18 protein-coding genes and 1 pseudogene are annotated in these 20,212 nt (G+C 43.1%); 14 read left to right on the plus strand and 5 right to left on the minus strand.

Annotated features, from left to right (window positions below; genetic code table 11):
- The first annotated feature begins 538 nt into the window (after positions 1–538).
- From RM368_RS34790 to RM368_RS34800, 3 genes and pseudogenes are all read left to right on the plus strand, one after another.
- On the plus strand, positions 539–1,258 hold the full coding sequence (locus RM368_RS34790; RefSeq protein ID WP_322698280.1) for a conjugal transfer protein TrbI: 720 nt from the start codon (positions 539–541) through the stop codon (positions 1,256–1,258).
- A 1,640-nt stretch (positions 1,259–2,898) separates the two neighbouring features.
- Positions 2,899–3,528: pseudogene (locus RM368_RS34795) on the plus strand (S-layer homology domain-containing protein); the annotation flags it as partial.
- Positions 3,529–3,944: 416 nt separating this feature from the next.
- On the plus strand, positions 3,945–5,186 hold the full coding sequence (locus RM368_RS34800; RefSeq protein WP_322698281.1) for an S-layer homology domain-containing protein: 1,242 nt from the start codon (positions 3,945–3,947) through the stop codon (positions 5,184–5,186).
- A gap of 761 nt (positions 5,187–5,947) precedes the next feature.
- Here the strand turns inward: RM368_RS34800 and RM368_RS34805 are convergent.
- On the minus strand, positions 5,948–6,868 hold the full coding sequence (locus RM368_RS34805; RefSeq protein ID WP_322698282.1) for an AraC family transcriptional regulator: 921 nt from the start codon (positions 6,866–6,868) through the stop codon (positions 5,948–5,950).
- A gap of 296 nt (positions 6,869–7,164) precedes the next feature.
- Here RM368_RS34805 and RM368_RS34810 point away from each other — a divergent pair, with 296 nt between their 5' ends.
- The 3 genes from RM368_RS34810 (at position 7,165) to RM368_RS34820 (ending at position 10,107) form a co-directional block, all read left to right on the plus strand.
- A complete protein-coding gene (locus RM368_RS34810; RefSeq protein WP_322698283.1) occupies positions 7,165–8,130 on the plus strand; it encodes an NADP-dependent oxidoreductase in 966 nt (321 codons plus the stop codon).
- 75 nt (positions 8,131–8,205) lie between these two features.
- Positions 8,206–8,958 carry an SDR family oxidoreductase gene (locus RM368_RS34815; protein ID WP_322698284.1) on the plus strand — a complete coding sequence of 251 codons (753 nt, stop codon included), beginning with the start codon at positions 8,206–8,208 and terminating at the stop codon, positions 8,956–8,958.
- A gap of 258 nt (positions 8,959–9,216) precedes the next feature.
- Positions 9,217–10,107: an aldo/keto reductase family oxidoreductase gene (locus RM368_RS34820; RefSeq protein ID WP_322698285.1), complete on the plus strand. Its 891-nt coding sequence runs from the start codon at positions 9,217–9,219 to the stop codon at positions 10,105–10,107.
- A 4-nt stretch (positions 10,108–10,111) separates the two neighbouring features.
- Here the strand turns inward: RM368_RS34820 and RM368_RS34825 are convergent, their stop codons facing one another.
- Positions 10,112–11,467 carry an ATP-binding protein gene (locus RM368_RS34825; RefSeq protein ID WP_322698286.1) on the minus strand — a complete coding sequence of 452 codons (1,356 nt, stop codon included), beginning with the start codon at positions 11,465–11,467 and terminating at the stop codon, positions 10,112–10,114.
- Between the two features lie 287 nt (positions 11,468–11,754).
- On the opposite strand from RM368_RS34825, the gene RM368_RS34830 reads away from it, so the two are divergent.
- Positions 11,755–12,072 (plus strand): DUF3155 domain-containing protein, encoded by a 318-nt coding sequence (locus tag RM368_RS34830; protein ID WP_041566316.1) that lies wholly within the window; start codon positions 11,755–11,757, stop codon positions 12,070–12,072.
- Between the two features lie 447 nt (positions 12,073–12,519).
- Here the strand turns inward: RM368_RS34830 and RM368_RS34835 are convergent, their stop codons facing one another.
- The gene (locus tag RM368_RS34835) at positions 12,520–13,050 is read right to left on the minus strand and encodes a cofactor assembly of complex C subunit B (RefSeq protein ID WP_322698287.1); all 531 of its coding nucleotides are present in this window, start codon (positions 13,048–13,050) and stop codon (positions 12,520–12,522) included.
- A 52-nt stretch (positions 13,051–13,102) separates the two neighbouring features.
- Entirely contained in the window at positions 13,103–13,450 is a 348-nt protein-coding gene (locus RM368_RS34840) for a PadR family transcriptional regulator (RefSeq protein ID WP_322698288.1), read from the minus strand.
- Positions 13,451–14,046: 596 nt separating this feature from the next.
- On the opposite strand from RM368_RS34840, the gene RM368_RS34845 reads away from it, so the two are divergent.
- From RM368_RS34845 to rpsN, 5 genes are all read left to right on the plus strand, one after another.
- A complete protein-coding gene (locus tag RM368_RS34845; RefSeq protein ID WP_322698294.1) occupies positions 14,047–14,625 on the plus strand; it encodes a DUF3611 family protein in 579 nt (192 codons plus the stop codon).
- Positions 14,626–15,157: 532 nt separating this feature from the next.
- Positions 15,158–16,438 (plus strand): serine--tRNA ligase, encoded by a 1,281-nt coding sequence (serS, locus tag RM368_RS34850; RefSeq protein ID WP_322698289.1) that lies wholly within the window; start codon positions 15,158–15,160, stop codon positions 16,436–16,438.
- A 203-nt stretch (positions 16,439–16,641) separates the two neighbouring features.
- On the plus strand, positions 16,642–17,742 hold the full coding sequence (rseP, locus tag RM368_RS34855; RefSeq protein ID WP_322698290.1) for an RIP metalloprotease RseP: 1,101 nt from the start codon (positions 16,642–16,644) through the stop codon (positions 17,740–17,742).
- Complete coding sequence (nth, locus tag RM368_RS34860) at positions 17,718–18,407, plus strand: endonuclease III (RefSeq protein ID WP_322698291.1); 690 nt, start codon at positions 17,718–17,720, stop codon at positions 18,405–18,407. The genes rseP and nth overlap by 25 nt, the downstream gene beginning before the upstream one ends.
- A gap of 76 nt (positions 18,408–18,483) precedes the next feature.
- On the plus strand, positions 18,484–18,786 hold the full coding sequence (gene rpsN / locus RM368_RS34865) for a 30S ribosomal protein S14 (protein WP_190939279.1): 303 nt from the start codon (positions 18,484–18,486) through the stop codon (positions 18,784–18,786).
- A 140-nt stretch (positions 18,787–18,926) separates the two neighbouring features.
- Here the strand turns inward: rpsN and RM368_RS34870 are convergent, their stop codons facing one another.
- Positions 18,927–19,256, minus strand: a complete 330-nt coding sequence (locus RM368_RS34870) for a hypothetical protein (RefSeq protein ID WP_012410384.1) — start codon at positions 19,254–19,256, stop codon at positions 18,927–18,929.
- Positions 19,257–19,350: 94 nt separating this feature from the next.
- Between RM368_RS34870 and aat the strand changes: the two genes are divergently transcribed.
- Both aat and RM368_RS34880 read left to right on the plus strand, forming a co-directional pair.
- Positions 19,351–19,926 carry a leucyl/phenylalanyl-tRNA--protein transferase gene (aat, locus tag RM368_RS34875; RefSeq protein ID WP_322698292.1) on the plus strand — a complete coding sequence of 192 codons (576 nt, stop codon included), beginning with the start codon at positions 19,351–19,353 and terminating at the stop codon, positions 19,924–19,926.
- A 41-nt stretch (positions 19,927–19,967) separates the two neighbouring features.
- A partial coding sequence (locus tag RM368_RS34880; RefSeq protein ID WP_322698293.1) for a hypothetical protein occupies positions 19,968–20,212 on the plus strand: 245 nt, incomplete at its 3' end.

Genomic DNA, 20,212 nt, shown 5'->3' on the forward strand with positions numbered 1-20,212 from the left:
CAACTTACCGAGTTTGCTTTCCTCTATTATATGCAGCTTCATATTCAATTGGTATCAGCCGTGAAGTGCGACAGCAAATAGAAGATACTTTGTTATTACCGATCGCAGAGATTAAACAGCGCCAACAGCAATCATAAATACCCATATAATAGATAGTGAATTATTCGTTAAAAAAGCGAAAGTATTTCACAAATATTTGCAAATAAATCTAGAATTGAAGTAAGAGTTCACAGTCAACCCATTCGCCTCTATTCAATGGCTTAGATATGTGGATATGAGTAATAAAACAGCATTTTGGAACAAAATGATACTCATTTACGTCTTGTGAACCTTTCACCTTTAATTTTAGTAACGCACATTAACAGAATACAAATTCTGAACAGCGATGTCTACGACGTGCTACGCCTACGCGATCGGAAAAACTTCCCATCATAATAAGTACTTGTATACGCCGATAGACAGGTTTAAAAACAGTCAGAAACAAACTCAGTGAATCCTCGTCATTAAATACATCACATACACAAAGGACAACCCTCTTATGACTCGCATACATCAATGGAAATCTGGAACTGCTGCACTGATGGCAATGGCGGTTACTACAAGCCTTATTAGTCCTCTATTGAGCTTGACTCCCGCTAATGCTCAATACAGAATCGATCAAAACAGAACTAGTCAATACGGAAACGTTACCATTCCTTCTGGAGTTAACCTTCCTGTCACCTACGAAAAAGAGACAATTACTATCGCTCCTGGAGAAAGTAAATCTCTAACCTTGAGAATAGCGAACGATATTATCGACAGAAATAGAAATGTCTTAATTCCTGCTGGTACTAAAGTAAATGGACGGCTAGAATCTGTTGACTTAGATAGTTATTCTAGAGATACAAGAAATGATGATAACCAAGGAAAAGGTGTGCGGTTTGTCGCTCAAGAATTAGAATTTTCTAACGGTCAGCGTCAGTCGATTAATGCAACTTCTCGGACATACACCACAACTCAAAGAGTTTCACAGAAGCCCAACACCAGTCAGGTTTTAACTGACGCAGCTATTGGTGGGGGTGCTGGTCTTTTAGGTTCACTAATTACTGGTAATCGCAAAATTGACGATTTAAAACCTGTTATTGGTGCGGCTGCGGGTGCGGGTGCGAGTGTCCTGTTACGGAAAAAAGAAGGAAATGCCTTTGTCCTCAGACCTGAACAAGATTTAAGGCTTACATTGAATTCTAACTTGAATTTAGTACCACAATCCCGCTACTAGATTTTACTTCATTCAAGTTGTGAATTTAATCATCCCTGATATGCGATCGCCACTTTAACTAGAGTGTGCGATCGCCTTTATTTTTAACACTAAAAAATTCTCTTTAATAGCAACTATTTCACCTCTGTATCGTCTCGATCGATATCGATATTTATTGTAATACTTGTTTAAAAATTAGCTCTATTGTATTTTGTATCTAAAAGAGTATTCAAAATTATGGAATATCCTGATACTTTTATTAAGTAGTAGCGATCGAGGAGCTTCTTCTTATGGTAATTGAAGGTTTGAATTTAAGCACATATCTTGCAATTCCTGTAGTATTAAGTCTTTTGGTTCCGGGAGACAATATAAAGGTATCTTCAGTTGAAAACGCCAGTCAGGTATCCACTAACAAGGAAGTGAGTCTATCTAGCCGTGAGCTAATCAGCGCGAATTCAACACCGAAAACATACTATGTTAGTGGTAGTGGAAACGACAATAATAGCGGACTTTCTACTTCATCTGCCTTTAAAACAATTCAAAAAGCAGCAGACCTTACCAATCCTGGCGATACAGTATTGATAATGAATGGAGTATACACAAATACAGGCAAAGCTGGGAGTGTAGTAAATATTAGACGTTCTGGAACTGCAAATGCATGGATTAGGTATAAAGCATATCCTGGGCATTTCCCAAAAATTCAGCACAATACATGGAATGGGATCACGATTTCAAATAAAGCTTCATATATCGAGGTCAACGGGCTAGAGGTTATGGGAAACAATGCCAATATAACCCTTGATTACGCGATGAGTCAGAAGACTAACAAACAAAACCCACTGACGAATGGAAACTGTATCAACATTGATGGTCGAACCAATGGTCATGTTCATCACATCCGTATTTTGAACAACAAAGTGCATGACTGTGGAGGAGCAGGTATTTCAGCAATTCAAGCAGACTATGTGACAATAGATAATAATGTAGTATTTAATAATGCCTGGTACAGCGTTTATGGTTGCAGTGGCATTTCGATGTTGAATAATTGGAATTCTGATAACAACCAGGGATACAAGATGTTTGTTACCAACAACAAGACATACAACAATCGTATGTATATCCCTTGGATTGCAGTTGGAAAGATTACAGACGGTAATGGCATTATTATCGATAGTACAAGAAATCAAGATAACTCAAAATTGAGTGCATATAAAGGACGTACTTTAGTTAAAAACAATCTAGCATTTAATAATGGTGGATCTGGTATTCATGCCTTTTTTAGCGACCATGTTGATATTGTAAATAACACAGCTTTTTTAAATAATCAGAGTCCAGAACTTAATGGGGGGCAAATATTTGCTCATACCTCATCCGATGTCAGAATTCTCAGGAACATTCTCTATGCTTTTCCTGACAAAAATATTAATAACAACACTAAAAACAAAAATGTTGTTTATGATTATAATATCTATCTCAATAGCTCTAAGATAACTGCTAAGGGGCCTCACGATATTGTTGCAGACTCAGAGTTTTTAAGTAAGCATCCCACTCTCGAAAAAATCTCTGATGATTGGAAATCACTAGAGAAACAAAATCCGCCAACGCGGACTGTTATACAGGCTAATTCAGCAGGTTTTGTTTGCGATCCAGTGAATTATCCTTTGCAAGGCAAACAGATCGTAGTGGGATGCTCCTCGCTATCTTCAATTCAAACTGCTTTTTCTGATGTTTCATCTAACTATTGGGCGGCACAATTTATTCAACAATTGTCTCAGCAAGGTGTAATTGCCGGATTTCCCGATGGTAGTTTCCGCCCTGAAGAACCGGTGACACGCGCTCAATTTGCCGCGATGATCGACAAAGCTTTCCCAAAAGCCCAGCAACGGCAGGCAATCAATTTTACTGATGTGCCTAGCAACTATTGGGCATCCAGTGCGATTGGGCAAGCTTATACCATTGGTTTCTTATCTGGTTATCCTGGAAATCGCTTTCAGCCTAATCAAGCTATCCCTCGCGAACAGGTTTTAGTTTCCCTCGCTAACGGTCTGAAATATAGTCCCAGTGGCAATACCGAAAGCACTCTGAAATACTTCAACGATGCCTCTAACATCGCTAACTATGCCCGTAGCCCGATTGCCGCAGCAGCCCAAAAGCAAATTGTGGTGAACTATCCAAATGTAAAGTTACTGAATCCAACTGCAACAGCTACTCGCGCCCAGGTAGCAGCTTTTATCTACCAAGCATTAGTTAGTTCTAATCAAGCCTCAGCAATTAACTCACCCTATGTCGTGTTAAAACCTAGCAATTAACTCGTCATATACAATGTTTGTCGGGTCTACTACTTCAACACCTGTATCAGTCACAATTAGAATCTGTTAATTTAGATAGTTATTTAATAGGCGATCGCTACTTTAACTAGAGTGTGCGATCGCCTTTACTTTTAACCATAAAATTTTTTACTTAACAGCAACTATTCTTTCTCTAGATCGTCTCACCCCGTATCTATATTTTTGGAAATCTGCTAATAGACAATAGTGTGATGATATTACTTCTATTAGCTAGTTCGTTTGGCATAGATGTTTTAATGATGACTGCATGACTAAAGTAATGGTTTTTACAAAAAGCAGAAAAATTAGGAACCTTGTACTTTAGTAAATGTCTAACTAATTAACAGTAAAAAAAATAATAGAACTGGAGCAAAAAAATAATGTTTAACTTAAATCGTTGGCAATCTAGAACAGCTGCACTCATGGCTTTGAGCGTCACAGTCGGTACTGTAGCGCCTTTCATTACAGCTTCACCATCTTTAGCTCAAACGACTTTTTCTGATGTTTCATCTAACTATTGGGCAGCACAATTTATTCAACAATTATCTCAGCGAGGTGTAATTGCCGGATTTCCTGATGGTAGTTTCCGCCCTGAAGAACCGGTGACACGCGCTCAATTTGCCGCGATGGTTAACAAAGCTTTCCAAAAAGCACAGCAACGGCCAGCAATCAATTTTGCTGATGTACCTAGCAACTATTGGGCATCCAGCGCGATTCAACAAGCTTATACCATTGGTTTCTTATCTGGTTATCCCGGTAATCGCTTTGAACCAAACCAAGCTATTCCCCGCGAACAGGTTTTAGTTTCCCTTGCTAACGGTTTGGAATATACTCCTAGCGGTAATACCGAAAGCACTCTGCAATACTTCAACGATGCCTCTAACATCGCTAGCTATGCCCGTAGCCCGATCGCAGCAGCAACTGAAAGGAAAATTGTGGTGAACTATCCGAATGTGAACTTCCTGAATCCAACTGCAACCGCCACTCGCGCCCAGGTAGCAGCTTTTATCTATCAAGCATTGGTTAGTTCTAATCAAGCCTCAGCAATTAACTCACCTTATGTTGTAGCTGTCGGATCTACTACCCCAACACCTACATCAGTGACAATTGCCCAAGGGACTACTATTCCTGTGAAGTATGACAAGGCAGAAAAAATTCTCGTTACAAAGGATGAAACATCGCCCTTGACATTGACAGTATCCCAAAATGTGGTGACGCAAGACGGAGCTGTAGTGATTCCTGCTGGTAGTCAAGTTGTTGGTCAACTCAAACCTGCTACAGGCGGTTCTCAATTTGTTGCTGAGAAACTAGTTTTGACGAGTGGTCAAGAGTATCAGCTGAACGCTAGTTCTGACGTGATTACCAAAACTGAAACCGTCAAGAAGGGTACTAGTGTTGGTTCAATTATCAAGAATACTGTATTGGGTGCAGGTGCGGCAACTGCGGTATCTGCTGTCACAGGCGATCGCGCCATTGCCACAGAAGAAGTCTTGGGTGGTGCTGGTATCGGTGCGTTGGTTGGTCTGTTCTTCGGCAAGAATAGTGTTGACTTAATCGCCATTGACCCAAATACCGATTTACAAATGACCATCAATCAAAACTTATTAGTTTCATTAAGATAGTCATTAATACATCTAAAGCCGAATTGTAAGAATAGCGTAAATACTAATATATTTAGTATTTACGCTAGTTTTTTATCAAACTAGAAACTTTTAGAAAATTGCTGAGACTAAATTTAAGTTAAGCAAATTTTTTACGCTGTTTTTTATTAATTTATGAGAGTGATAATAGCACTTTAAAGGTGAGACAAGACTAATTTTATAGGTATTCTTAAAAAAATAATTTCAATGATTGGTACTTTCAGTAGACTGAAAAGTTTTGATTGAGGAAAGAATAAGGATTTCAGGCGACTTTGTTGGAGTTTTCCATCACGACCATAAGCGTAGACACTGCATCGGTTTGTCGTAGACATCGCTCTATTGTTTTTTATTCCATCCTTAAAAGAAGTCTAAGAGGTTGTTTGAAAAGTTTTCTTCTCGGTAACAAAACGTTCTAGATCCCCCTAAATCCCCCTTAAAAAGGGGGACTTTGATTCCGGTTCCCCCCTTTTTAAGCGATGCCCTGAGCTTGTCGAAGGGGGGGGCTAGGGGGGATCGGTTAGTGCCTAAAATCACAGCCAACCACTTTTCAAACAACCTCTAAGCTCGACTTTATCCATTTTTTTCACAACGCGATCGCTTAATCTGAAACCTTTGTAGGACAGGAGTTTTACTTTTTTAGCTTCATCGACGATCTATCACGTGGAAAAAGTATTTGCCAAAAAGCTAGGGTTTTTGCCGGATAAAGAAAGCGAGTTCTTAATTTTGGATAAAGTCGAGCTAAGTCAAGCCGTTCGTAACCGTTCGATGTCTCGCATCGGTGGCGCACCGAATAGGCGGGAATATTCCCGGCTGAACTGTGAGGGACTTTCGTACCCGATCTGATAGGCAGCAGAAGTTGCATCACAATCTTCCGTCAGCATCAGGCGACGAGCTTCTAACAGTCTTAACTGCTTTTGATATTGAAGTGGACTCATTGAAGTCACTTGCTTGAAGTGCTGATGAAACGACGAAGTAGACATTCTCACCTGCTTTGCTAAATCCTCGACTCGCATCGGCTGAGTAAACTTAGACTTAATCCGTTTGATCGCTTCAGCAATTCGCTGCATACTGCTGCCAGATGTAGCAATTTGACGCACGGCTTCACTTTGTTCCCCGATCAGCAGACGGTAGTAGAGTTCCCGAATCATCATCGGTGCCAGCATGGGAATATCCTGTGGCGTATCTAAGAGCTTAGTGAGGCGAAGGGCACAGTCAAGCAACGTGGGATCGGCGTTGCTCACAAATAAGCCTCGGACGGAGTTCTCTTTCTTCGCTGAACTAAAGTTCATTTGAGCAGCCATTTCACAAAGTTGCATTGGGTCTAGGGTCAGCTTTAATCCCAAATACGGCCGATCGCTTGTCGCCTCAACAATACACCCACCGATGGGGAGATCGACTGAGACAACAAGACATTGCCCGATCTCATAGGGATACGTTTCCTCTCCCAGCACTATGTTTTTCTTGCCTTGAACGAGAATGGCTAGACGCGGTTCATAATCCTGGTAAATGATCGCAGATGACGCATTCGATCGCGAAAAGCTCAATGGTGCGATCGCAGTTGGACAGACAAGGTTGTTATTGGGTTCGGTGTGCCGCTCCACTAATGCCGCCAGCGCTTGGCATTGATCTGCAACTACCTCAGAATTGGGGATAACGAAAGTCATGGTAAAGCCTCGACTCATTCAATGCCCTACACGATTATAGAATATCTTCAAGCGATCCATGCTGGAGAATTAGGCAAGGATCGAAGAGTTTTAGGCATTGGAAACTCTGAATCGAATTCGTAGGATGAAAGCATCTCAAGCAAGACCTTAAAGAGTCCGAACAACGATGCCACATTTGTTTCCTAAAATCAAAAACTTCTTGGAGGAAATGGCAATCCGTCCAAACAAACTTTGAAAAGTTTTACGCCTTTGAACTCTTCAATAACAACTGAAGCAATAAGCAGGAGACCCTATTTATGCAAAATACTCCCCAACAAATGCAAGCAATGGCTGTGGACGAGTTCGGTCATGCTGACAAGCTGACTTTGCACACCTTACCCGTGCCTATGGTAGATGCAGGCGAAGTTTTGATTCGCATTGAGATTGCCGGAGTTGGCATCTGGGACGCAATGGAGCGTGAAGGCGATCTGGTGTATAACGAAGTCCACTTTCCGCGCGTGCTGGGCGGCGAATGTGCAGGCACGATTGTTGCCATTGGCGACGGCGTTGAGCGTTTTGCTGTTGGCGATCGCGTTTACGCTCAGAGCTTCATGAATGACAAGGGCGGTAGCTATGCCCAATACGTTGTTGTCTGTGAAAAAACGATCGCGCCGATACCCGATGGTCTCGATATGCTGATGGCAGGCGGGCTACCCATTGCAGGTATCACAGCGCTAAACAATTTGCTGGCACTGGGGATAGGCAGCGAAACCAAATTAATGCTGTGGGGCGCGAGCGGCGGTGTCGGTCATGTCGCGCTGCAACTGGCTAAACGTATGGGGGCAAACGTTTTCGCGATCGCATCTGGTGCAGACGGCGTAGAACTGTGTAAGCAATTGAGTGCCGACGAAGCGGTAGATGGACGCGCCGACGACGTTGCCCAACGCGCCCGCGCTTTTGCACCCGATGGTTTCGATGCGGCGCTGGTGTTGGTGGGCGGCGACAAGGTTCAATCCACGCTAAGTTTGGTTCGCCAGGGTGGGATCGTCTCCTTTCCTAACGGCGTGATACCCGAACCCAAAGCGCCCGACGGTGTAGAACTCAAGAAGGCAAATGGCTTCGCCGACCCGATGTTGTTAGACGAACTTAACCGATTGATCGGTATCGGTGAGTTTCAAGTTCACATCGCGCAGACATTTGCGCTGTCAGAGGCGGCACAAGCGCAGGATGCGATGAAACAGCACTATCTGGGTAAAATCGTGTTGCGCGTGAGCGGCGAATAAGCGCTGATTGAATTTTCAGGTTTTACAACAACTTTACTCTCAACAAATTTTGACATCTTTGCAGGAAAAATACTTATGAATCTCACGGACAACACCATCCTCATCACTGGCGGCACAAGCGGCATCGGTCGTGGGCTTGCCGAGGCGTTCTATCAACGCGGTAATCAAGTCATCATTGCGGGTCGCCGTCAACATCTTCTCGACGAAATCACCGCCGCTCACTCAGGTATGCACGGGATTCAACTTGACGTTCAAGATCCGGCGGACATCAAAGCCTTTGCGTCCCGCATTCGAGAGCAGTTCCCTAAACTCAATGTTCTAATCAACAATGCCGGAATTGCTAAGACGGAAGACCTCACTTCAGATCCGATCGATTTCTTTGCGATCCAGTCTATGATTCAGACTAATGTTGTCGGTGTACTTCACCTCACGGCGGCACTCCTCCCGACTCTCAAACAGCAACCGCATTCAACGATCGTCACCACCACCTCTGGCTTGGCTTTCGTTCCCATCAGTCCATATCCGACTTATTGCGCGAGCAAGGCTTTTCTGCACTCTTGGTTGCAGTCGCTCCGCGTTCAGCTTCAAGAAACCTCCGTGGAGGTTCTTGAACTTGCCCCACCCTATGTACAGACGGAACTTGGCGGGGCTAGTCAGGCGACCGATCCTGCCGCAATGCCACTGGCTGACTTTATTGCTGAAGTGATGCAGATTCTCAGCACTCCCAACCCGCCCCACGGCGAAATCCTTGTTAATCGTGTCAAAGCACTACGATTTGCTGAGAGGAACGGTGAGTATGAGCAAATATTCGCAAGCCGCAACGAATAATGAGCGGCGCTGAGAATCTATCGATCGCCAGGAGAGGGCTGCGATCGCACGCAGCGACATCAATAGACCTCTTGGCATTTGTCGGGGAAAAGGGGAAGGGTTAAAGGGTAAAGGTATGGAATTTTCCCAAACCCAGTAACCTTTAACCTTTCTCCAACCGGAAAGCAAAAGCTACTTTTGCAAGATGTCTAATGAGAAATGGACTCTACAAAATTGCTTTCATTAAATCACTAAAAAATTCTTGGAGAAAGTAGCAATATGTCTGAGCAAACGAACCTTGGCGGCACTTTTACGTTGCCGAACACTTCAATAACAGTGAAGCGCATAGGTTATGGTGCCATGCAACTCGCGGGCCCGAATGTAATGGGTGCGCCGCGAGATGTGGATGCAGCCGTTGCTGTTTTGCGCGAAGCGATCGCCCTTGGCATTAATCATATCGATACCAGCGACTTCTATGGGCCTCACATCACGAATCAAATTATCAGACAAGCACTGCATCCCTACCCAGAAGATTTGGTAATTGTCACTAAGGTCGGGGCGCGTCGTCCTGAAGATGGATCGTGGGTTCCCGCGATGTCGCCGCAGGAACTAACCGAAGCGATTCACGACAACCTGCGTAACCTCGGACTTGATGCGATCGATGTTGTCAATCTCCGCTTGATGGGTGACGTTCACGGCCCATCGGAGGGTTCTCTTGCAGAGCCGCTAACCACCTTAGCCGAACTTAAGGAGCAGGGATTAATTCGTCACCTCGGTTTGAGCAATGTTACACCTATGCAGTTGGCAGAGGCGCAAACGATCGCAGAAATCGTCTGCGTGCAGAATCAGTACAACGTAGCGCACCGGGAAGATGACGCTTTCATTGACGACCTCGCGAAGCAGGGAATTGCTTATGTGCCGTTCTTCCCGCTGGGTGGGTTCAATCCGTTGCAATCGTCAGCGCTCGATGCTGTTGCAGCATCACTTGGAGCCACACCCATGCAGGTCGCCTTGGCATGGCTGCTTCAGAGATCGCCGAACATCCTGTTAATTCCTGGAACGTCATCCATTAGTCATCTGCACGAAAACACCAAAGCGGCAGACCTGCAACTTTCACCGCAAACGATCGCACATCTCGACGCGATCGCTACAACTGCGGTTCGTTCTTAATAGACTAATTCTCAACTTTCGGCAACCAAATAATAAATGTAGTTCCCGGCGCATTGGGTGAAGTGAATTTAGAGTTGATTGCAGGGCTGAAAACCTCAATTTCGCCCTGCATTTGCTCTATTAGTTGTTTAGCGATCGCTAACCCCAAACCTGTACCGGGAATTTCTGTTTGCGCTTGTACACCGCGATAATGCCGTTCTCCAAGATGTTCTAAATCCTGGGGTGGAATACCGGGCCCGTTATCACTAATAACTATTCCCTGAAAATGAGCTTTTTTTTGCCCTGCCTGAATCAAAATTTTGCCACCAGTGGGAGTGTATTTCAAAGCATTATCAATAATATTAGTTAACACTTCTCGTAATGCTTTGACATTGGCACGTACTAGAGATGAATTCTCTTGAATTTCAGTTATTAGTTTTAGCTTTCGCTCAAGAGCTATCGCTTTGGCTGATATTAATAATGGTTCTAATATATCTGCTAGGGAGCAGTCAACTGCTTTATCTCCCGTTCCCGGCAATAATAGCGGCGGTTGAGCGGATTTTTGAATAGTTGCTTCTACAAATACTCCATCTTCCGGTAGATGTAGTGGCGCTAAATCTGCCTCTGTCAAGTCAATTACTTGTTCAAATTGTTGCAGTAATTCTTTAAGGCGATCGCTTTCTCTGACAATACTATTTGCCACATCCCGGTTAGCATCTGCTGGTCGTAGTCGCTTCAATAACAGTTTGCCAAAAGTCCGTAACGCCGTTAATGGGTTACGAAACTGATGCAATAGATTATCCAGCAAATCCCGCTGTTTTTCTTGGAGAATTTGTTGCTCGCGCAACTGTTGCTCAAACCATGCTCGCCGCTGATCTAAAATACAAGCGATCGCTAATGTTTGGGCTATCCGTTGAATCTGACTTTGTTCGTGTTCATTCCATACCCGGTCTTTCCTACCTGTCACTAATAACCCCATCATCACACCCTCATAAATCAAAGGTAAAACAATTTGGTTGCCACTAAGTAGGTATTCCTCTTTGAGATCGGGTTGAGACGTATCTGGTATCTCAGACTCCCGTGACGAAGTTGGAGATTCTGAACCTGCTGTCAATAACCTTCCCTGTTGATTGGGTAATATAAACGCCTTTCCAAGTTGAAGTTGCTTGTATGCCGTCGCTTCAATAGTTTCCTCTCCTGGCGGCAATAATGCTGTTTCCGGGTAAATCACCACAGGAATCAGTTTGGCATCGCCAGAAGGAGTATCTACCAATTCTTGTGTTAAGTACACAATACTTAAAGTTGCTCCTAGCCCTTGGGTTAGTAGCGCTATTTGCTCTCGACACAGAGCAAGAAAATCAGAACTGGCAGACATTAACATTTTTTAGCTTTTGCTCAAGATTATAGATTTTGAGGCATGATGTAAGAGAGGATACTTAATTTTTACCTCACTCATTTCATCAAGCTTAACTAAAATCTTCAAAAGAGATGGTTTGTACTAAGGAATTATATTCTTAGGTGATTTTATTTTCTTGATGTTTCAAAGATATTAACTTTCTTATATTAAAAGGTTAAAAACTATTGATATTCTGAACTAGAACCTATATAATGACGACGGATTTTGTAGCTATCACTACAATCTATAGCTTGAAAGAGGAGGACAGTATATTGGCAAGGAGACGCAAAAGGAAGAGTCGTCGTCGTCAGGAAGGACGGCGTATTTTGGAACACGTGCCTCAATATAGCATCGAAAGTGGCGAAGAAAAGCCAGTAACAGCAGCGAGAAGATTCATTCAAGCTGAAGGGATTTTGCCACCAGCGTTGCTACTTGTAAAGCGAAATGAACACACTACAGATCGTTATTTCTGGGCAGAAAAGGGACTGTTTGGTGCTCAATACGTAGAGGAAAACCATTTCTTGTTTCCTAGTTTGAGGGTGTTGGAACCTTCACCAGGTCAAGAACCTCTTGCTTTAGCTAGTCGGTGAACCATAGATGGTCATCTTGAGCATTGAATGTGGCTCCTGACTACTATTAACTGGCAAAATTGCTAAGTTTATGCAAAATTTAATTTTTTTTTAGTTTGTAGCTGATTTGCCAGTAAATCTAATCCAGGTAGTTGGAAAGTGAACCTGTTTCAAACCACGCTCGATTGCATGGGTTGATACTACTTTGATGACGCAGAAGGGAATGGGTATAGAGCCAAGTGCCTCTAAAAAGAAGAGTGAAGTTGCGCTCTTATGCCGTAGATGGTTAAGTAAGCTCTGTCAATGAATTTAAGTTAATGAATTTAAATTTTTTCCCCACAACCAAAGTCGTGGGGAAAACTGGCAAAGCAGCAGTCTTGATTTTCTCCTGACTACTTTCCATTGCCTGCATAGTAGGTTAGGTCAGAAGTCTGCATATCATAGTTAAGAGATGGTCGCAAAAATCAATTATTTCCCAGGCTTGAGCTGTAGAGTCCTTTGCAACTCGCCCAGTTCATCTCGATGGGCAACTACAGCAATCTTACTTGAGGAGGTTTGTTCGCTCTGAGTTGTTTCTACTTTGAGCGATACCTTCTCAAGTCTTCCAGATTTTTTCCAATAAAATAGACCACTTAAAGGCGACAGCAGTACCATCGCCAGAACAAGGGTACTCAGGCTAGGAAAAAGCAGGGATGCAACCAGAGATAGACAAACAATCCCAATCGCTGCCAATAAAGTTAGAAATATGGCTAAAAACCAACTGGGACGAACATTACCTTCAAAAATTACCTGATTTTGTTCTCGGTCTACCGCTGCCACTCGGTAAGACCGCGATCGAAAATACTCTTTTAATTGAGACATTAAAACAGCTTCATCTTGCTCAGATACTAGGTGGGCTATTTCTGTGCGGTCTTTAGTCGAGGCACGAATAAAGAAAAACAGCCCAACCGATAACAACAAGGTCAGCAGGAAGGTAGATGGCAGAATAGCAGTATCCATAACTAATTGTTAGTGTTTGACTGGAGGAGACTTATTCATTATCAATGATTTGTTACTTTTTCCTTTTGTTGATGTAGTTAAGCCATTGAAAAGCTAAATCCTGAGCTTGAACTTGCCATTCGGGAGAAACTTGGTACATCCGCCTGGGGCGCCCCCGTCCTTCGAGTTTCTTCCAATATCCAGTGATTGCCTTTTGGTCTTCTAGAAATTTGATTGCACTATAAAGTACGGTATCTGAAAGCCGATAGACGGGATACTCAGTTTCTAATTGCTCAATCAACTCGGTTCCGTAGGATTCACCTTGTAATAAAACAGACAGTATGTAACAAACTGCTAGTTCCTGACAAAGGTAAGTTGGCGGAGGATTCTCAAAAAATTGATATATATCCTCAAGTTTCATGGTTTGTGAATGGCTAAAAAAATGCCTTAGGGTAAAGTCTACAATCCTTGTAGTCAGTATACAGTGCTACTACTACGCGAGTAATACATATAAAGCTACTTAGACTAGATATTCATTGCGTAAACATCAAACAATTACCCACGCCTGTGAAGTTGTGGGGCGAGTTTGCGAGTTTTAGGGGCACAAAACAATGTACCCCTACTCAAGCTCGATACGGTGTGGTGAGGAGCGAACAGACAGTGAGAGACTCAGTATCTTGGTGTTAACTGATGCCGAGCTGCTTAAGCAATAAAATGCCATCGAAGAAATTTTACAGGTAAAATGCTATTTTGTCTGTAAAGCTTAATAAACACTTTGTTTTACAGTGATTTTCCCAATGCAAATTCTAAAATCTTAAGCTGTGGGATATATCTGAGATCGAACTGCTACGTCGGTAGACATACTTAAGTACTAACCATTTCTGATTTCTTCGATCGCAGAATTTCTTGTCTTATTTGACAAGTGTGATAGTAAATTTATCAAAGAAGGCGCTAAACTCCCTTCGTCCTCTCCTCCTCGCCTTCCTTTATCAAGCACCCAGCATATTAGCGATCGCTATGTCACAAACTCCCGATGCCCCATCATCTTCCTCAACTCTTAGGGCAATTGCCCAAACTTTTCGCCTTACAGGTTGGATTAGCTTCTGGATTCAGCTAGTACTAGGCGTTGTTTCTAGCATAATTGTGCTGCTGTTTGCCATCTTTAATCAAAGAACTGGCAGTCCTAGTAATAATCCTGGGACTGGCTTTGGCGTATTTTTAGCAATTTGTGGACTGGTTGTTTTAGGTGGGGGGATTTATTTAGCTTACCGTTATACGAGAATTGGCAAGCAATTGGAATCCTCCAATCCCAGTAACCGTCCTCGGAAAAGCGAGACTGTGCAAGTATTACGCTTAGGGGTGTGGGTGAATTTAGCAGGAACGCTAGTGACTCTTTTGGGGGCGCAGGCGATCGTTGGCACACTGGTAGCACGATCCATATCTCCACAAGCGATAACTACCCAATTTTTTGACCCTACCCGGATTATTAGCGGTCTAGATATGCTTGTAGTACAAGCAAACACCAACACCGTCTCAGCCCACTTTGCAGGACTGGTGGCGTCACTTTGGTTACTCAATCGCATTAACCGACCCTAGAAAAGAAAGTCAGAAGAAAAGGTAATAGTCAAAAATCAGCAATTCTTTTGACTTCTTTTCTCTTCTTTTTCAGAGGTTGTATGGCAATAATTCAAATATGTTGATTGTACTTTTCCGAAATTATTAAATTAAAGTGTGAATAGTAATACCAGTTTCTGATGTTAGCACCCATCTAAAGAGTGATATTAGAACCGTTATCACAGTGAATTAATTTTTATTGGAGGTCTGACACTAGGAAAAAACTATAAATATGCAAGTTTGGTATACAAGTATTTTTTAACACATTGATGATTGGATTATGAAGTTCTCTAATCTTTATGGAACGCGATAATAGCCAAAACCAGGCAGTTTACTGGAGTGGTTTATCAGGCGTACTTGCCTACTGGCTAGCCTCACCTGCAAACACTCAGGAATCTAGAAAATTAGAATAATACTAAATTTAAATGGTTGCTTTTCTGCTCACACAAAGCCAAAATCAGTATATGCTGATGTGTTGGCAGGTAGATAATAGGCTAAAAATTGAGAAAAATCTGTGCTGGATATCAAGCAAATACGGGAAAATCCGCAATTAGTTCAAGAACGATTGAATAGTCGTAGTGGTAAATACGACATCGAACCGATATTACTGTTAGATCGGCAACAACGGGAACTTGAGGGGACGCGTAGTCAACTGCAAGCCCGGAGCAACGAAATTGGTAAAATTGTCGGCCAGAAGATAAAATCTGGGATCAATCCTCAAGACCCAGAAATTCAAGCTTTGCGGGATGAAGGTAACTCTGTCAAAGCGACATTGAGTGAACTCGAACCCCAGGAAAAAAACCTCAAAGCTGAAATTGCTCAACTTGTGTTGGCACTTCCCAACTTGCCAAGCGACTCTACACCCCTTGGAAAGAATGAGGAAGATAACGTAGAAGTGCGGCGTTGGGGTGATGAGTACATTTCCCAAAATCCGAATATTCTCCCTCACTGGGAAATTGGCGAAAAGCTGAGTATTCTCAATGTTGAACGAGCTGTAAAAGTTGCCCAAAGTCGCTTTGTGACATTGATAGGCGCTGGTGCAGCATTGGAGAGGGCATTAATTCAATTTATGCTAAGTCTCCATACTCAGGCTGGCTATGTGGAAGTTAGTCCGCCGCTGTTAGTTAATACTGAGTCTTTGACGGCGACCGGTCAGTTACCCAAGTTTGCGGAAGAAAGCTTTAAATGCGCTGATGATGACTTATGGCTGATTCCGACAGCGGAAGTTCCAGTTACAAATCTCTACCGGGGTGAAATTCTCGCTGCTGAAGATTTGCCTATTTACCACTGTGCTTTTACTCCCTGTTTTCGCCGCGAAGCTGGTAGTTATGGGCGCGATATGCGGGGATTAATTCGCCTGCATCAATTTAACAAAGTAGAAATGGTGAAGTTTGTCGAACCTAGTACGTCTTTTGATGAACTGGAGAAATTAGTAGGGAATGCAGAAGCAATTTTACAGGCGTTGAAGTTGCCTTACCGAGTAGTAAATTTAAGTACTGGGGATTTAGGATTTGCCTCTACCAAAACTTATGATTTAGAGGTTTGGTTGCCCTCTTCTGGAAAATACCGCGAAATTTCTAGCTGTTCCAATACTATAGATTTCCAGGCACGACGGGCTGATATTCGTTTCAAAGAGGCGGGGAAGAAAGGCACTCAGTTCGTACACACTCTGAATGGTTCGGGTTTGGCGGTGGGAAGGACGATGGCAGCAATTTTGGAGAATTATCAACAACCTGATGGGACGGTGAGGATACCAGAAGTATTGCAACCTTACTTGGGACGTGAAGTTTTGTAATTTGTCATTAGTCATTTGTCCTTTGTCCTTTGTCCTTCGTTAAAAACCAATGACCAATGACCAATGACCAATGACGGCAGTTGCTCCACTTGGGGAGACCCCAAGACCGCACTGCCTCCCCAATGCCCAATGACCAATACCCAATGCCCAATGCCCAATTAGAATGGAGATAACTATAGCTTAATATCTTCACAATTTACTCTATGTCAGTTTTAGCAGCGATCGCAGTCTTGGCTGTTTTGATCTTGGTACACGAGTTGGGGCATTTTGTTGCAGCACGTTCTCAAGGCATTCTCGTTAACCGTTTTTCTTTGGGTTTTGGCCCGGTTCTTTTGAAGTACCAAGGTTCGCAAACCGAATATGCTGTCCGCGCCTTTCCCTTGGGCGGCTTTGTGGGCTTTCCCGATGATGACCCCGATAGCGATGTTCCACCCAATGACCCAAATCTGCTGCGTAATCGTCCAGTTTTAGACCGAGCGATTGTCATCAGTGCTGGAGTAATCGCCAATTTAATATTTGCCTACTTGGTGTTGGCTTTGCAATTGGGTATCGTTGGCATTCCCAAGGAATTAACTTATCAAGCTGGTGTAATTGTCCAGCCTGTTAATCAAGAATCTGTTGCCTACCAAGCGGGAATTCGGGAAGGAGATATTATTCTGGCTGTTAACGGTCAAGAACTCCCGGCTTCTGATAAATCAACTCCTTTGCTGACTAAAGAAATTCAAACTCATCCCAATCAGCAAATCGAACTGAAAATTCTGCGTGAAAACCAACAACAAACCCTGAAATTAACTCCGAAATTGGGAGCCGATGGCAAAGGCGTAGTTGGTGTGGCACTCAGTCCAAATGCTACAGCAATTTATCGCCGTCCTAATAGTCCTTTTGAAATTTTTGGTCTTGCTGCTAACAGATTTCAACAATTATTTGTTGGTACACTCAGCGGTTTTGGTCAGTTGATTACCAACTTTCAACAAACTGCTGGACAAGTTTCTGGCCCAGTTAATATTGTCAAAATCGGGGCAAAATTAGCTGATGATAATAGCGCAAACTTGTTGTCTTTTGCGGCAATTATCAGCATTAACTTGGCTATTATCAATATTTTGCCTTTACCAGCTCTGGATGGCGGACAACTCGCTTTTCTGCTAATTGAAGGTTTACGCGGTAAGCCTGTACCCGCCCGCATTCAAGAAAGTGTAATGCAAACCGGTTTGGTGTTACTCTTAGGCTTAGGAATTTTTCTGATCGTCAAAGAAACTACCCAATTAACTAGCCAATTGGAATGGGTACAAAAATTGTTCCAGTAAGCATTATCCGCAAATCGTCATCTAAAAAGCAACGAGCGATAGAAATTTTAGCTCGGCTGAAGCGTCTTTATCCAGATGCTACTTGCTCTTTGAACTACTCAACGCCAGTACAACTGTTGGTGGCAACAATTCTCTCGGCTCAGTGTACTGATGAGCGAGTGAATAAAGTAACACCAGCTTTATTTGCTCGCTTTCCTGATGCTGTGAGTTTAGCGATCGCTGACTTGGTAGAATTAGAAAGTTTGGTGCGTTCAACAGGGTTTTATCGCAATAAAGCCAAGAACATTCAAGCCGCCTGTCGGATGATTGTCACTGAGTTTAACTCTGTTGTCCCCAACCAAATGGAGCAATTATTAAAGCTTCCAGGTGTGGCGCGCAAGACAGCAAATGTAGTCCTAGCTCATGGCTATGGCATTAATGCTGGCGTGACAGTAGATACTCACGTTAAGCGCCTGTGCGAACGCTTGGGTTTAACTGAACATACAGACCCCGTTCGGATTGAGCAAGATTTAATGGGTTTATTGCCTCAGCCTGATTGGGAAAATTGGTCAATTCGGCTGATTTATCATGGTCGTGCTATTTGTAAAGCCCGCTCTCCCGTCTGCGTTGCTTGCGAGCTTGCCGATTTATGTCCGGCTGCAAATAAGCCAGTGGTTGTAGGATAAGCGACATAAGTAACCCCAGAATTGATGGAGAGACTGTAGAATGGAAAACGGTGTCTTCAAATAAGTTAGAGAATATATGGCAAAAAAGAGCATGATTGAGCGCGAGAAAAAGCGCACCAAGTTGATCGAAAAGTATGCTGACAAGCGGGAAGCTCTCTTAGAAGAGTTCAGAAGTGCAGCATCTCCTTTGGATAAACTAGAAATCCACCGGAAGATTCAACAGCTACCCCGGAACAGTGCGCCCACCCGCCACCGCAACCGTTGCTGGTTGACTGGTCGTTCTAGAGGAGTTTACCGCGATTTTGGGTTGTCTCGGAACGTACTGCGAGAATGGGCGCATGAAGGTCTTTTACCTGGAGTTGTTAAGTCTAGTTGGTAGTTAAGAGTCATTAGTGAGCCAGCGCGGTCTTGGGGGTTTCCCCCATGAGTGACTGGCGAACCCGTAAGGGTCATTAGTCATTAGTCATTAGTCATTGGTAAAGAACAAATAACAAAGGACAAAGGACAAATGACAAAATATTATTGACCACAACACTTATCAATTCCCAGACTTTCTAAGAGTAGATCGCTGACGGCGTTAGCGATCGCAAACTCTCCATAGAAGCTATTGGAAAAATCATAGGACTGCATCTCTGTGACAATGGCAATTACCAGAGAACCAAGGTCATTTTCTCCTTCCATGCGTTGACGCACAAAAATCTGTGCGGCTCGTTGGGCAATATTTTGGTTGACTGCTTCGGGGATAAATTCTGTATCTAGCCACCGTTGTAAGCGTTCTCGTAACCATTCACCTTCGAGTAGGGGGTTTTCGGGCGGTGGTAGGGTGATGGGTGGAATTGGTTGAGTCATCTTTTTTTAAACGCAGAGGGACGCAAGGGGAAACGCAGAGGTTGATTTTTTAGCATCAAATTGCGTTTCTAAGAGTGTTTTTTTATCTTTATTTATGCAATATGATATCGCGGCTATTGTTGAGGGTTATGCACAAGGCTATTTTCTCATGGCTGATGAGCGCGATCGCCTGAGTTGGTACGGAAGTCGCGATCGGACTTTTATTCCTTTGGATGAACGGTTTCGTTACCCTAAGTCTTTACAGCGTGTTCTGAATCAAGAACGGTTTACTGTGGCGATTAATCGGGACTTCCAAGCTGTGGTGGCTGGCTGTGCTAATAGAGAGACAACTTGGATTTCACCGGAATTGGAAAAGATTTACTGGCTACTTTACCAGAGTGGTTATGCTTATAGTTTTGAAACTTGGCAAGGTGACGAATTAGCTGGGGGAATTTTAGGGATTGTGATTGGTGGGGCTTTTATTGGCGAGTCGATGTTTTACCGCATTCCCGAAGGCTCAAAGGTGGCGATGGTTAAGTTGGTGGAAAGATTGCGTCAGAGAAAATTTGTGTTTTTTGATGGCCAAATGATGAATCCTCATTTAGAGAGGTTTGGCGCTTATCGGGTTAAAGATGAAGAATATCAAATGCTACTTCAGCAAGCGTTGCAATGTACTTGTAATTTAGTATAAAAAATGACAAAATCCTTAATATTAAACAAGTAGTTTGATTGATGGTTTCCATTGTTATTAAACATGGATGGTTTCATCAGATTCTTGGGCAATGTGCCCAGCATGGTGGGTTTGTTTTTATTGCGCTATTGGGTGACTTGGGTAGCGAACTAGAAATTATCTCATATCAGAGGGTTGAAGAAGATCCAATGTTTCCTCTTTCAGACTACATTGAGGGACAACCTCCAAGTATTTTACTTGAGGGGGCGACAATACTCGTTAAAGTACCACAGGTAAAGGATTTGAA

The organism is Nostoc sp. DedSLP03, assembly GCF_034530815.1.
Classification (GTDB): Bacteria; Cyanobacteriota; Cyanobacteriia; order Cyanobacteriales; family Nostocaceae; genus Nostoc.

Coding starts and splice junctions, on each gene's coding strand:
- RM368_RS34835 (WP_322698287.1), bottom strand. CDS start 13,050: ATGGATACTGCTATTCTGCCATCTACCTTCCTGCTGACCTTGTTGTTA.
- RM368_RS34845 (WP_322698294.1), top strand. CDS start 14,047: ATGTCACAAACTCCCGATGCCCCATCATCTTCCTCAACTCTTAGGGCA.
- RM368_RS34870 (WP_012410384.1), bottom strand. CDS start 19,256: ATGACTCAACCAATTCCACCCATCACCCTACCACCGCCCGAAAACCCC.
- RM368_RS34805 (WP_322698282.1), bottom strand. CDS start 6,868: ATGACTTTCGTTATCCCCAATTCTGAGGTAGTTGCAGATCAATGCCAA.
- RM368_RS34790 (WP_322698280.1), top strand. CDS start 539: ATGACTCGCATACATCAATGGAAATCTGGAACTGCTGCACTGATGGCA.
- RM368_RS34800 (WP_322698281.1), top strand. CDS start 3,945: ATGTTTAACTTAAATCGTTGGCAATCTAGAACAGCTGCACTCATGGCT.
- RM368_RS34840 (WP_322698288.1), bottom strand. CDS start 13,450: ATGAAACTTGAGGATATATATCAATTTTTTGAGAATCCTCCGCCAACT.
- RM368_RS34815 (WP_322698284.1), top strand. CDS start 8,206: ATGAATCTCACGGACAACACCATCCTCATCACTGGCGGCACAAGCGGC.
- RM368_RS34825 (WP_322698286.1), bottom strand. CDS start 11,467: ATGTTAATGTCTGCCAGTTCTGATTTTCTTGCTCTGTGTCGAGAGCAA.
- nth (WP_322698291.1), top strand. CDS start 17,718: ATGGGTACAAAAATTGTTCCAGTAAGCATTATCCGCAAATCGTCATCT.
- rseP (WP_322698290.1), top strand. CDS start 16,642: ATGTCAGTTTTAGCAGCGATCGCAGTCTTGGCTGTTTTGATCTTGGTA.
- RM368_RS34820 (WP_322698285.1), top strand. CDS start 9,217: ATGTCTGAGCAAACGAACCTTGGCGGCACTTTTACGTTGCCGAACACT.
- RM368_RS34810 (WP_322698283.1), top strand. CDS start 7,165: ATGCAAAATACTCCCCAACAAATGCAAGCAATGGCTGTGGACGAGTTC.
- aat (WP_322698292.1), top strand. CDS start 19,351: ATGCAATATGATATCGCGGCTATTGTTGAGGGTTATGCACAAGGCTAT.
- rpsN (WP_190939279.1), top strand. CDS start 18,484: ATGGCAAAAAAGAGCATGATTGAGCGCGAGAAAAAGCGCACCAAGTTG.